The organism is Lelliottia nimipressuralis (assembly GCF_004402045.1).
Classification (GTDB): Bacteria; Pseudomonadota; Gammaproteobacteria; order Enterobacterales; family Enterobacteriaceae; genus Enterobacter; species Enterobacter chinensis.
This window is the reverse complement of the sequence record NZ_SOMG01000001.1, coordinates 37,582-52,668: the sequence shown is the minus strand read 5'-3', so window position 1 is coordinate 52,668 and position 15,087 is coordinate 37,582. Positions and strand designations below refer to the sequence as shown.

Below are 15,087 nucleotides of genomic sequence, written 5' to 3'. Positions count from 1 at the left end.
AATCAGGATTCCGGATGTCCGTTGATGGCGGCCTGCAGGTCACGGTACTCCTCGCAGGACTGGCCACAAATACCGGCAATCACCTTCAGCTGTTCTTTCGCGAGGTCAGGTCGTCCTTTCACCATCCACGCTTCACCAAGATATTCCCGGGCTTTGGCATAATCCGGAGCGATAGCCAGCGCGCGCTGGTAGTAACCAATGCCTTCGTCCGTGCGGCCAAGCTTGCGCGTGGCGAACCCGCGATAGTTCCACGCTTCAGCCGTATTGCCATTTTTCAGCGAATCAAGCAGATTCAGCGCCGACTGGTACTCCCCTTTCTTCGCGAGATGGTACGCATAGTTGGTTTTGTCCTGGTCGCTGAGGCTGCTGCTCTTGTCCGGCACGCATTTCTGGGTTGCGCTGTCATACACCTGTCCGGAAGGACAGTCAGGCGTTTTGCTCTCGGTACTATTATTGCCCATGGCCAGCGCCAGTGGAGAGAGCAGGGAAAAAATCAGCACCGGAATCAAACGAAGCGAGGTCGTGTTCATATAAAACTCCAGGGTAAAAGGAAGTGACGTCAGTAAACGCCCGACTGATGATTTTTATTCGTTCTCCGGTGAAGTTTTTGCAGTGCAAAAATCATGCTTATGTCGTAATCACATTGAAAAAGAATGAAGTTATTTTATCCTTGCCTGCTCGTTGTTATTATCTCTCGCGTGATAGCAGAGTTTTAATCCTGCATAAGAATATATTTCACTTCACAAGTAACATAATATATCTTACATCAAAAACGTTACCCTAACTTAAATACGTATTAAGCACGCATAAACAATACCATTTTAAATTATATTCAAAGTGGCCCCTACCAATTATCACACTGCATCAATAGCATTAATACGCAGCCGTGAAAGGTAAAAAACAACACCATTCAAAACAACAAGATAAGAAAACAAAATTATAAACCACCTCAATTCATTAATGCCCTCTTCATTGTTTACCTCTCTATTTAAGAAAGCTTAAGTTGCACAACCAGAGTTTTCTGTCTATATCATTTTTATATCCTCAAAAACTAATTCCTCCATTAATTACAGGGTTTTATAAGACACAAAACACAAATAAAAACTGTTCTCTTTCATATGTAATTAGATTCGCTCTGATGTTGCCACTCTGAATCCTGGCGGGCATCGTGCGCGCTAAAAATAACGGTCAGTGCTGCGTTATAACAGCAACTGCGCCGGGGGCGCCCTTTACCTTCTGCAGAGATGGCTCGTCTTGCTCGCCGTTCATGACACTTCTGCTGGAGTAATGCCTAAATGAGCCAAATCTCTGTTATATCGAAACTTACTGGCGTGGAAACGACCACGGAAGGCACACAGGTTACCCTGAGCCATTCCTCTATCGTTGAGCTACATGTCGAGCGAGCGAGCGTCTCCCACTTCGCGCGAAGTGGTAACGATCTGGTCGTCACGCTGCACTCCGGCGAGGTGATTACCCTTAAAAATTTCTACGTGACTGACGCGCAGGGCGTGAGCCAGCTGGTTCTGCAGGACAGCGACGGTGCATTATGGTGGATTGAAGATCCTACCGGGGCCGCCACGTATGAATCGATTGCCTCTACGGACGTGTTGCTTGCCGCGTCAGGGAGTGATGCCGGTGGCGCGGCCATCTGGCCATGGGCGCTGGGAGGCATTGTCGCCGCGGGCGGGATCGCGGCTGCGGCGAGTGGCGGCGGAGGAGGTGGTGGTGGCGGCAATGACGATAATAACAACGGCACTAACCCCAACACGCCTACAGACCCTACCGATCCGGATACGACACCGCCGAATGCCCCAACTGGTCTTCAGTTCTCTTCGGATGGCAAAACCGTCTCCGGTACCGCCGAACCCGGCAGTACCATCACGCTGAAAGACACAAACGGCAATGTCATTGGTACGGGGAAAACCGGCAGCGACGGCAATTTTACCGTCTCTCTCGAAACACCGTTGACCAACGGCGAGCAGGTGACTGCCACCGCGACGGATAACGCCGGGAATACCAGCCCGGGCACAAACCTTACCGCGCCGGACACCACCGCGCCCGATGCGCCGGCAATCACCAGCGTAACGGACGATATTGACCCGCAGACGGGAACAGTCAGTAACGGCGGCAGCACCAACGATCAGCGTCCGCAGCTTACCGGCACCGGCGAAGCGGGCTCGACCGTGACAATTTATGACAGCGGAGTCGCCATTGGTACGGCAGTCGTCGCCAGCAACGGCACCTGGACCTTTACCCCGACAGTCGATCTGAGTGAAAGCAGTCACCAGATTACCGTGCGGGCAACTGACACCGCCGGCAATACCGGGCCAGCCTCACCGGTGTTCACCCTTACGGTGGATCTTACCCCGCCGGACGCGCCGACCGCGATTGTACTTACCGACGATACGGGCCAAGTCAGGGGGACCATTACGTCGGGTATGCCTACCGATGCTTCACTGCCGCTCCTGGCGGGAACCGGCGAGCCCGGCGGAACCATCACCATTTACGATAACGGCGTGGTAGTTGGCACAACGACGGTGCAGCCCAACGGCACCTGGAGCGTCACACCGAACGGCCCGCTCCCGGACGGGGCACATTCGATAACCGTCACTGAAACCGATGCCGCCGGAAACCAGAGCGCGGCATCAACGCCTGTTAATTTCACTGTAGACACCACGCCGCCGACTGCCCCGGGTAATCTCGTCGTATCGAATGATGGCGGTACCATCAGCGGCATCGCAGAGCCGGGCAGCACGGTGACTATCCGTGAAGGCGACGTTATCCTTGGCACGCCCGTTGCCGATAGCCAGGGTAACTTCAGCCTGACGCTAACCCCACCGAAGCTCAACGGCGAAGTCCTGACCGCAGACGCCACCGATGCGGCAGGCAACACGGGACCCGCAACCGCCGCTGCGGCTCCGGACATTACCCCGCCGCAGACCCCAGTCATCATTGCGGTTACTGATGACGTGCAGGCCACCATCGGGCCCGTGGGCCAGAACGGGATCACCAACGACCGGGCCCCGACCCTGAACGGCACAGGCGAGGCGGGTTCGACCATCACGATTTCCAGCGGCAGCGATATCCTTGGTACGGTGGTTGTCCCCTCATCCGGCCTGTGGAGCTTTACGCCGCCCTCACCGCTGGGCGATGGCGCCCACGTGCTGACGGCAACCGCGTCGGATGCCGCCGGTAACCAGAGCGGCATCTCAAGCGCGTGGACGATAAACGTTGACGGAACCGCGCCTGCCGCTCCGGTGATTTCGCAGGTCGTGGATGATGTTCCCGGGCGCACCGGCTCGCTCGACATTAATGAAACCACCAATGATTCCACCCCGACGCTCAGCGGTACCGCTGAAGCAAACGCGACGGTCACCCTCCGCGTGGACGGCGTTGATATTGGTACGACCGTCGCCAATGGCCTTGGCGTATGGATCTTTACGCCTTCTTCGCCGATCGGTGAGGGTCCGCACGCCCTGACCGCCGTCGCGACCGACGCGGCAGGTAACACCAGCGGCGTCTCCAACACCTGGACTCTGACGATTGACAGCGTCGCGCCTGCTGCCCCGGTCATTACCCAGGTGGTGGATGATGTGCCGGAGCGCCTCGGTGCGCTCAACCCTAACGACAGCACCAACGACACCCTGCCAACGGTCAACGGCACCGCTGAACCGGGCTCAATGGTCACCATTCGCCTGGATGGCACAAATCTTGTTACGCTCCCGGTCGACAGCAGCGGCACGTGGACCTATACCCTCACCGCACCGCTTGGTGAGGGTCCTCATAGCTTTACCGCCGTCGCCACCGACGCGGCGGGTAACACCAGCCTACCGTCAACCGGCTTCACCCTTACCGTCGATACCACACCGCCAACAGCAGCAACCATCGCCACCGTCACCGATGATGTCGGCGGCGTTCAGGGCACGCTCAGCAGCGGTGATACCACGGATGACACCCAACCGCTGCTGCAGGGCTCCGCCCCGGCTGATGCGGTGATCACCGTTTATGACGGTGCCACCCTGCTCGGCACCGCCACCCTCGACGGCAGCGGCGGCTGGAGCTTTACGCCCGTTACTCCGCTCACCGACGGCCCGCATTCGCTGACGGTTCACGCCACGGATGCCGCCGGCAATACCACCATCTCCAGCCCGTTTAACCTGACGATAGATACCGTCGCGCCGGCCACGCCGGATATCCCGGCAATTACCGTCAATCCTGATGGCACAGTAATCTCGCTGAACCCGGGAGAAACGACCCGCGACACCACGCCGACCCTGAGCGGTTCCGGCAATCCGGGCGATACCGTGACGATCTACAACGGCGGCGTCAAACTTGACGATGTCGTCGTGGACGGCACCGGCAACTGGAGCTGGACGCCAGCCACCCCGTTAGCCAGCGGCACCTATGACATTACACTGACCGTCACCAACACGGACGGCACGGGTAACGAAAGCGCCCCGTCGCAGCCGGTAACCATCACCATTGATACCGACGCGCCGGCTACGCCTGCGGCACCGGTTATTACCGACAGCGTCACCCAGATCACCGGCCCCGTTCCCGACGGCGGAACCACCAACGATCCACGCCCGGTCCTGAGCGGCACCGGCACGCCGAACGACGTAATCAACATCACTGACACCGTCAACGGCGGCACACCGTCCATCGTTGGCACCGTCACGGTGGACAGCAACGGCAACTGGAGCTGGCGCCCTGGCAGCGACATTGCGGAGGGCAGCCACGTCTATACCGCCACCGCCACCGATGAGGCGGGTAACGTCTCTGACCCGTCTCCGGCGATTACGATTACCGTCGATACTGTGGCACCGGCTACGCCGGTGATTAGCGCCGTGGGCGGCGAGCCAAACGGTGGCTACACCACGGATACCACGCCAACAGTGGGCGGAACCGGCGTCAACGGCGAGACGGTAATCGTCTATAACAACGGCGTAGAGCTGGGGCGTGTCGATGTGGTTAACGGCGAATGGAGCCTCATTCTGCCGACACAAACGGACGGCCCGCTGAACATCACCGTAGCGGGCGTGGACGCGGCGGGCAACGTCAGTGCGCCGAGTTCGGTCTTTACCGTCACACTGGATACCGTTGCGCCTGAGATCCCGCAGATCGACTCCATCACCCCCAGCACGCTTTCAGGCAATGTGCTCTACACGAAGGACAACACGCCGACCCTTACCGGGACCAGCGAACCCGGCACCAGCGTTATCGTCTCCGTCGACGGCACCCCGTCCGTGGTGCCGGTCACGATACAACCGGACGGCAGCTGGAGCTGGACCGCCGGCACAACGCTGTCGGATGGCCCGCATACCTTCACCGTCTCGTCTGTCGATCCTGCCGGTAACACGTCAGGAAGTTCAGCACCGCTGAGCGTGACGGTGGATACCGCCGCGCCGGCTGACCCGATCAATATGGCCCTGGCTCAGGAAGGGACACCGCTGACCGGTACCGCCGAGGCAGGAAGTACCATTACCGTGAAAGACGTTAGCGTCGTCATTGGTACCGGCGTTGTCGCCAGCGACGGCAGTTTCTCTATTGCGCTGAGTCCGGCGCAGCTGGATCCGACCACGCTGACCGTGACCGCCACCGATGCCGCAGGCAATACCAGCCCTGGCGCGACGTTTAACGTTACCGATTCACCGCTCGACCTGCCGCAGGTGCCCGTTATCACGGCGATCGTTGATGACGTCGCTCCGATCACCGGCGATGTGAAAGACAAAACCACCAACGACACCACCCCTACCCTCACCGGCACGGCTCAGGCGGGAAGCCTGATCACCATCTATCAGGACGGTGGCGTGACGCCCGTGTCGACGGTCACCGCCGACGGCAGTGGCAACTGGAGTTATACGCCAGCCGCCCTTGGCGAAGGGCTGCACACCTTTGAGGTCACCGCGACCCTCAATAGCCAGACCAGCGGCCGCTCTCCGGCCGCCAGCGTCACCGTCGACCTCACTGCACCTGGCACGCCGTCCATTGGTGCGGTGATTGACGACGTCGGCCCCGGTACCGGTCCGCTGACCAGCGGCCAGACCACCAACGACAACCAGCCGACCCTTACCGGCACCGGCGCGGTGGGCGATACCATTTCCGTCTACAGCAACGGGACGCTGCTGGGCAGCGTGGTCGTTGGCAATACCGGTAACTGGAGCTACACAACGTCCGCCCTGGCGGAAGGCAATAATGTCCTGACCATCCGCGAGACCGATCCGGCGGGGAATCAGAGCGGTCCTTCAGCGGACTTCACTATTGTTGTAGATACAATTTCCACCACGCCGGTCATCACCAGCGTAACGGATAATGTGGGTAATGCCGCCACTACGGTCGTCAGCGGTGGCCCAACCAACGACGCCACGCCAACCCTTTCAGGGACAGCGGACGCAAACAGCGTAGTGACCATTTTCGACGGCGGCACGCAGATTGCCGTGGTGACGGCTGATAGCTCTGGCGCGTGGACGTTTACCCCTGACACCGCCCTCGGCGAAGGCCCGCACAGCTTTACCGTGCAGGCGACCGATCCGCAGGGCAACCTCAGCCTGGTGTCAAACGCCTGGAGCATAGTAGTTGACCTGACGGCACCGACGGTTCCAACCCTGGATACGGTGAATGACAACGTCCCTGGCGGCGTCATGGGCAACCTCACCAGCGGGCAGGTGACCAACGACAATACCCCAACGATCGGCGGTACCGGACAGGCAGGCAGCACTATCCACATCATGAATAACGGGACGGAGATTGGTCTTGCGACCGTTGACGGAAGCGGGAACTGGTCCTTTATCCCAACCACGCCGCTGGGCGACGGGAGCTACTCCCTGCGCGCGTATGCAACGGATGCGGCAGGCAACGCCTCGGCTAACTCGCCGGTCTTCGCCTTTACCGTCGATACCGCAGCCCCTGCAGTGCCGGTCGTTACCAGCGTGATTGACGATGTCGGTCCAGTGACCGGGACGCTCACGTCGGGCAACACCACTAACGACGCGCGTCCGACCTTCAACGGTACGGGCGACGTAGGTGCCACGGTACATGTCATTGTCGACGGCAGCGAAATCGGTACTGCAGTGGTAAATGCCCTGGGCAGCTGGACCTTCACCCCGGGCACCGATCTGGGCGAAGGGCCGCACGCTATCACCTTCAACGCCACCGACCCGGCAGGCAACACTGGCAGCACGACTGCGCCGTTTAACCTGACGGTGGATACGGTCGCACCGTCAGCGCCCGTCATTTCGACTGCGGGTGACAACGCGGGCAGCATTCAAAACCCGCTCTCTTCCGGGCAGAGCACCGACGACACCACCCCGACGCTGAACGGCACCGCAACGGCCAACGCCACGGTTACCGTGTATGAAAACGGGCAGCCTGTAGGAACCGTTCAGGCGGACGGCAGCGGCGCATGGAGCTTTACGCCGTCAACGCCGCTGGCGAGTGGCAGCCATACCTGGACCGCCACGGTCACCGATGCAGCGGGCAACGTCAGCCCGACCTCGCCGAACTTTACCCTGGTTGTTGATACCACGGCGCCAAACGCGCCGGTCATCAGCCAGGCAATAGACGACGTGGGCAGCATTACCGGCCCGCTCACGTCAGGGCAGACAACCGACGACAACTTACCGCGGCTTGTCGGGACCAGCGAACCGTTTGCCACCGTGAAGATCTATGAAGGAACCACGCTTGTCGGAACGGGCACCGCGGACGGCAGCGGGAGCTGGAGTATCTTGCTCACCACCACGCTGGCGAGTGGTCCGCACAGCTTCACCGCGCAGGCCACGGATGCAGCAGGGAACACCAGCGTGTCGTCGGCAAACTTTAGCCTCACTGTCGACACCACGCCGCCGGCGCTGCCGGTACTGACCAGCATTGTGGATGACGTGGGCAATGCCGCCACGCCGATCGCCAACGGCGGCGTGACCAACGACGCACAGCCTACTCTCACCGGCACGGCGGAAGCCGGGGCCACGGTGAAAATCTTTGATAACGGCGTGCAAATCGGCAGCGTGACGGCGACCGGCGGGGCGTGGAGCTTTACGCCATCACCGGCGCTGGGCAACGGTCCGCACAATTTGACCTTTACCGCCACCGATGCGGTGGGCAACGCCAGCGCGCCCACCACCGGGTATGTCATTAACGTCGATACCCTCGCGCCGGGCGCACCGGTCATCAGTTCAGTGATTGATGATGTCGGCAGCGTTACCGGACCGATAACCGGCACGAACCCGACCAACGACACGCGTCCAACGCTGAACGGCACCGCCGAAGCGAATGCCACGGTCCGGATTTACGATGGCATTACGCTGGTGGGCACGGTCACCGCCGATTCCAGCGGCAACTGGACCCTGCCGCAAACCAGCACCACGCTGGCAGAAGGCACGCATAACTTCACCGCCACGGCCACCGATGCGGCGGGCAACACCAGCGTGGCTTCAGCCGTAACGACGATTATTGTCGATACGACCGCCCCAACGGCACCTACCGGGACCTTTAATGCCGACGGTAGCGTACTGACCGGGAATGCTGAAGCAGGCAGCACCGTCGCTATTCGCCTTGCGGATGGTTCGACGGTGACTGCCACCGCGGGCAGCAACGGTACGTACAGCTACACCTTCACCAACAAGCAGACCGAAGGCCAGACGCTGCAGATCACCGCCACCGACGTCGCGGGCAACACCTCGCTGCCCGGCTCCGCCCTTGCGCCGGTGGTGCCGCTCTCCGCCAGCAATAACGTCGAAGAGCTGAACCTCAGCACCACGGCGACCGTGACCAACAGCCAGTACAGCGATTACGGTTTCCTGCTGGTCGGCGCCGTGGGCAACGTCCTGACGCTGTTGGGAAATGACACCGCGCAGGTGAACTTCACGGTGGTCAGCGGCGGCAGCGCCGATATCGTAGTGAATGCCAACGCCACGGGGGCGGTGCTCTCCCTGCTCAACACCCTTGAGCTGGTGGTTCAGCATTACGTCAACGGCGCCTGGACCACCGTGGTAGATACCGGCCAACCGCAGTTTGCCGATCTGCTGACGCTGGGCGCCACCGGCGTGTCGCTGAACCTGAGCGGGCTGGCCGACGGCGACTATCGCGTGCTCAGCTATAACACCAACCTACTTGCAACCGGCTCCTACACCAGCCTTGATGTGGCGGTGAAAGAGACCGGTCCGGGTACGGTCACAGGTGAAACCAGCCTCAACGGCAACGTGATCCTGGATACGGATCCGACCGCCGGCAGCGACAACGCTCCAGCAGGAACCACTATCTCTGCGGTCACTAACGCGCTGGGCGTGACCACCAGCGTGAACGCCGACGGCACGGTGATCCAGGGCCAGTACGGTACGCTGACCATTAACCGCGACGGCAGCTACACCTACAGCCTGACCGACACCAGCGCCGCGATCATTGGCCGCACGGAGAGCTTCACCTACACCATCACCCACAACGGCGTGAGCGCGTCGGCGAACCTGGTGCTGTCGCTCGGTGCCGGTACGGTAGTCAACGGTATTGTGGCGGTGGACGACACGGCCTCGCTGACCTTTGACACTACCGTAAGCGAGATTAATAACGGTGCGTCATCTCAGGGCGGCTTTACTCTGGTGGGCATTAATCTCGGCAACACGCTGGGGCTGAATCTGCTGGACGACATGACCAACCCCATTATCTATAACGTGGAGGAAGGCACCACCCGCACCATGACCATCCAGGCCTCCGTGGGCGGCGTGGCGCTGGCATCGGTGTTCGATCTGTACGTCTATAAGTTCAACAATGCGACCCAGACCTTCGAGCAGGTCCGCGTCGAGTCGGGCTGGCTGCGCGCCCCGCTGCTGGGAGGCACCTCGCCTCAGCTGACGCTTAACCTACCTGCCGGGGAGTACCTGTTCTTACTCAATACCGCCTCGGGGATCGCCGTCCTGACGGGCTACACGCTGAGCGTCCTGCAGGATCATGTCTACAGCGTGGCGAGTATCAGCGAGGCGACCACGGGCGATGTACTGGCGAATGACCCTGTTCCGGCGGGTACCGTGGTCACGGAAGTGAACGGCGTGACGGTCAACAGCAGTGGAACAACCGACATTCAGGGGGAATACGGCACGCTGACCATTAATTCGTCCGGTCAGTACACCTATACCCTGAGAAGCGGCGTGGGTGCGGACCATATCAGCACGCCGGACACCTTCGTCTATACCGTTACCGCGCCTGACGGCTCGAAGGATACGGCATCGCTTAACATCACCCCAACCGCGCAGGCGATGAATGCGGTTAACGATGTCAGCACCACAATGGACCTCACCTCGGTGCACCACACGTCTGCCTATTCGGATACTACCGTGGGTACCGCCAGTTGGACGACGGCGCTGTTCTCGCCCACCCAGGGCAACGGGAACGGGACCTTCGTGGTGGATCCAAACACTGCGTTGCATAACGCGTCGCTGCACTTTGACGTGGCCTCGGTGCTGGCGCTGGGCGGACTCACGGTGAACTGGTCAATCAGCGACGGTACCAATGTTGTGCGCTCAGGCTCCTTCAGCGGTGGCTCTCTGGCACTTATTCCTCTGGTAGGCGGCAGTATCGACGTCCCGCTGACCGGGCTGGATCTCAACGCCGGGACCTATACGCTGAGCTATACAGGCAGCGTACCGGGGCTCAGCGTCGGGAACATCACCATTACCCCGAGCGTAAACGGCACCACCTACTCGCTGAGTGATTTCGACGTCACCGGCAGCCATACCGTTAACGGCAATATCTTCGACGGAACAGACTCTGGCGGCGTGCTGGATCAGCTGCACTCGGTGGATACCCGCCTGAGCGTGACCGACTACAACGGCGTGGCCACCACGCTGGATCCGTACACCGGCAGCGCAACGGTGAACATCACCGGCCATTACGGCATCCTGGCGATCGGCGCGGACGGCCATTACACCTATACCCTCAACAGCGGGGTATCGCTCTCAACCATGACCACGAAGGAGACCTTCAACTACACCCTGACCGATGCCAACGGCAACACGGATACCGCCACGCTGACCATCAATATGGCGCCGCAGTTCATCAGCTCGGAGCATAACGACGCCATCACCGGCACGGCCTACGGCGATACGCTGATTTACCAGGTGCTGAACAGTACGGTGGGGAATGCCACGGCGGGTAACGTCAGCAGCACCGTGGGCGATCACTGGAACGGCTTCTCGCTGGCGCAGGGGGACAAAATCGACATCGGCGATCTGCTGGTGGGCTGGAACGGTAGCGCCTCGACGCTCGGAAATTATCTCCATGTCACTAATAGTAATGGCAATACCGTGATCTCCATCGACCGTGACGGTGCAGGGGGCACCTACACTAATACTGCACTCGTTACGCTTGATGGCGTTCAGACCACCTACGACGAGCTTGTTAACCAGCAACACATCATTACCTGATAGCACCTGCAACAGTTGACCCGGGCGCGCAGCGCCCGGGCATAACAATAAAGCTGTACTTATTTTATTAGGGACATGACATGGGAATGAAGATGCCTTACTGGTGGCTCTCGTGCTGCCTGATATCTGTGCCCGCTCTGTGCGCGAATCCGGCGGCAACGATCAATACCGGACAGCTTCGCGAAACGCAGGAACTCCCCTCGCTCAACGGCCGTGTGGCCCCGGTGGCTGGCAAAGCCGCTCCCGGTTCGTTACAGCTTGGCGACGCCGTCAACCGTGCCGTCACCTGGCACCCGGCCATCAGCGAAGCGGTGGGAAAACTCTACGAGCAGAGCGAAGAGGTCGACGTCGCTAAATCAAAATACTATCCGCAGATTAATGCCGGCGTGGACAACGGTTACTCCCACGACGGCGACCAGAACGGCTTTACGCCGTCGCTGGTGCTTTCTCTCTCACAAATGCTCTACGATTTCGGCAAGGTGGCAAGCCAGGTGCGCGCCGAGAGCGCCGGCGTTGCCCAGCAGCAGGCCAACGTGCTGGTGAGCATCGACACCATCGCCCACGATACCGCCATCGCCATGGTGCAGGTGCAAACGTGGCAGCAGATGGTGGATACCGCCAAAGAGCAGCTTGAGGCCCTCTCCTCCATCGGCACGCTGACCCGCCAGCGTAATGACGAAGGGGCCACCTCGCTCTCTGACGTTGTGCAAACCGATGCCCGTATCGAAGGCGCGCGCGCCCAGCTGATGCAGTACCAGGCCAGCCTGGACAGCGCCCGCGCCACGCTGATGAGCTTTCTCGGCTGGAACAGCCTGAACGCGATCAGCAATGATTTCCCGCAAAAGCTGGGCCGGAGCTGCAACATCGCCGAGCCGGACGACCGTCTGGTTCCCGCGGTACTCGCCGCCTGGGCGCAGGCTAACGTCGCGCAGGCTAACCTCGACTACGCTGACGCGCAGATGACGCCAACCGTCTCGCTGGAGCCGGAGGTGCGCCACTACATGAACGATCGCTATGCGGGCAGCGACACGCGGGATCGCACCCAGTATTCCGCATGGGTAAAAGTGCAGATGCCGCTCTATCAGGGCGGCGGCCTCACCGCCCGGCGTAACGCCGCCGGACACGCGGTGGAAGCGGCGCAGTCCACCATTCAGCGCACGCGTCTTGATGTCCGCCAGAAACTGCTTGAAGCCCGCAGCCAGGTGATGAGCCTGCAAAGTACGCTGCAAATTCAGGGCCGCCAGGAAGCGCTCAGCGCCCGCACCCGCGAGCTGTACCAGCAGCAGTATCTCGATCTCGGCTCGCGCCCGCTGCTCGACGTGCTCAACGCCGAGCAGGAGGTCTACCAGGCGCGCTTCACCCAGCAGCAGACCCTTGGTCAACTGCACCAGCTCCAGCTCAACTGCTTATATAACACCGGACAATTGCGTCATGCGTTTGACCTTGATAACCGCACCATCCAGACCGTGGAGATCCAGCCATGAAGCAGCGTGATATCCCGCAAGGTGAAAACATGACGGATGAGGCCCTGGCCCAGTGGGCACAGGCCTTTGGCTTTGTCGCCACGCGCTACCGCGTCGCCTGCTCTCCCGGCGCGCTGCTGGCGGGTGCGCCGTGGCTGAAGGGCAAACCGATGGTACCCGCCCTCACCCAGCTGGCACGCGAGGCGGGGCTGTCGTTTCAGCTGCTTACCGGCGGCCAGGAGGCGATCAACAGCTGGCGTTTGCCGGTAGTGGTGGCGATGGACGACGGCAGGGTCGGCGTGATCGAGCATTTCGACGGAGACGATACGCTGGAGGTCAGCTTTTTCGGCGATGAGACCTACACCAACCGGCTGTCGATGACAGCGATGCTGCCCGCCATCCGCCACGTTATTGCCCTGCGACCTCTCGCCGCGCTGAAGGACAGCCGCGTGGACGCCTACATCTCAAAATATCGCCCGGACTGGCTCTACCGGCTGGTGATGCGCGACCTGCGGCCCTACAGCTGGGTGATGCTCGCCGCGCTGTTTATCAACGTGCTGTCGCTCTCCGGGATCGTCTTTTCCATGCAGGTGTACGACCGGGTGATCCCCGCCCAGTCTTACCCGACGCTTTACGTCCTGACCATCGGGGTGCTGATTGCCACCCTGTTTGGCTTCGTGCTGCGCGTGGCGCGCGGGCACATTATGGATCTGCTGGGCAAACGCTCGGACATGCGCGTTTCAGATCGCGTCTTCGGCCACGCCCTGCGGCTGCGCAACAGCGCTATTCCCCGCTCCACCGGCAGCTTTATTTCCCAGCTGCGCGAGCTGGAGCAGATCCGCGAGATGGTGACCTCGTCCACCATCTCGACGATTGTCGACCTGCCCTTCTTTTTACTGTTCGTGGTGGTGCTGGCGATCATCGCTCCGCAGCTGGCGTGGATCGCGCCGGTCGCGGCGGTGATCATGGTTCTGCCCGGCCTGCTGCTGCAGAAGAAGCTGGCAGAGCTGGCGAAGCAGTCAGCCCATGAATCGACCCTGCGCAACGCGGTGCTGGTGGAGAGCGTGCAGGGGCTGGAGGACATCAAGCTGATGCAGGCGGAAAACCGCTTTTTGCAGCAGTGGAACAGCTATATCCAGATCACCGCGGAATCCGGCCTGCGCACCCGCGAACTGACGCAGAACCTGATCAGCTGGGGGATGACCATCCAGAGCCTGGTTTACGCCGCCGTGATCGTGGTCGGCGCGCCGATGGTGATCGACGGCACCCTGACCACCGGTTCGGTGGTTGCCGCGTCGATGCTGGCCTCCCGCATGATTGCCCCGATGGCGACGCTGTGCGGCGTGCTGGCCCGCTGGCAGCAGGTCAAAGCGGCAAAAGAGGGGCTGGACAGCATCATGCAGCTTCCCACCGAGAACCAGCGCGAAGAGACGCCAATTCGCCAGGACGTGCTGCGCGGGCACTATCTTTTTGAACAGGCGCAGTTCCGCTATCACCCGGAGGATCCGCGCATGGCGCTGCGCATTAACCGTCTGGAGATCAGGCCGGGCGAAAAAGTGGCGATCCTCGGGCGCAACGGCGCCGGGAAATCGACCCTGCTGCAGGCCATGGCGGGCGGGATGGATCTGGCGGCCGGCGAACTGCGGCTCGACGGCTTCAGCCTGCCGCACCTCGACGTCGCCGACGTCCGGCGCAACGTCGGCTTTATGACTCAGAACGCGCGGCTGTTTTACGGCACCCTGCGCGAAAACATCACCCTCGGCATGCCGCGCGCCACCGACGAAGAGATTTTCGAAGCGCTGGAACTGACCGGCGCGGCGGGCTTCGTGCAGAAGCTGCCCAAGGGGCTGGACTACCCGATCATGGAAAACGGCGTGGGGCTCTCAGGCGGTCAGCGCCAGTCGATTCTGCTGGCGCGTATGCTCCTGCGCGATCCGAATATCGTGCTGATGGATGAACCCACCGCCTCGCTGGACGAGCACACCGAGCGGGAATTTATCCAGCGGCTGGGCGACTGGCTCGGCCACCGCACCCTGATCGTCGCCACCCACCGCGTACCGGTGCTGGAACTGGTGGAACGGGTCGTGGTGCTCAAGGAGGGCATGCTGGTGATGGACGCGCCAAAAGCTCAGGCGCTGAACAACAGCCGCATGCAACAGCAGCAGCAGGCAGCAACCGGACGGGAGTGGAAAAATGAAAATCAGTCAGCGTGA

4 protein-coding genes are annotated in these 15,087 nt (G+C 61.0%); 3 read left to right on the top strand and 1 reads right to left on the bottom strand.

Annotated features, from left to right (window positions below):
• Positions 1–2: 2 nt before the first annotated feature.
• A complete protein-coding gene (locus E3U32_RS00230) occupies positions 3–530 on the bottom strand; it encodes a tetratricopeptide repeat protein (RefSeq protein ID WP_134347235.1) in 528 nt (175 codons plus the stop codon).
• A gap of 765 nt (positions 531–1,295) precedes the next feature.
• On the opposite strand from E3U32_RS00230, the gene E3U32_RS00225 reads away from it, so the two are divergent.
• The 3 genes from E3U32_RS00225 to E3U32_RS00215 all read left to right on the top strand — a co-directional run bounded on the left by E3U32_RS00225 (position 1,296) and on the right by E3U32_RS00215 (position 15,087).
• Positions 1,296–11,411 (top strand): BapA/Bap/LapF family large adhesin, encoded by a 10,116-nt coding sequence (locus tag E3U32_RS00225; protein WP_134347234.1) that lies wholly within the window; start codon positions 1,296–1,298, stop codon positions 11,409–11,411.
• Positions 11,412–11,491: 80 nt separating this feature from the next.
• Positions 11,492–12,895, top strand: a complete 1,404-nt coding sequence (locus E3U32_RS00220; RefSeq protein WP_134347233.1) for a TolC family outer membrane protein — start codon at positions 11,492–11,494, stop codon at positions 12,893–12,895.
• Entirely contained in the window at positions 12,892–15,087 is a 2,196-nt protein-coding gene (locus E3U32_RS00215; RefSeq protein ID WP_134347232.1) for a type I secretion system permease/ATPase, read from the top strand. Before E3U32_RS00220 ends, E3U32_RS00215 begins: the two co-directional genes overlap by 4 nt.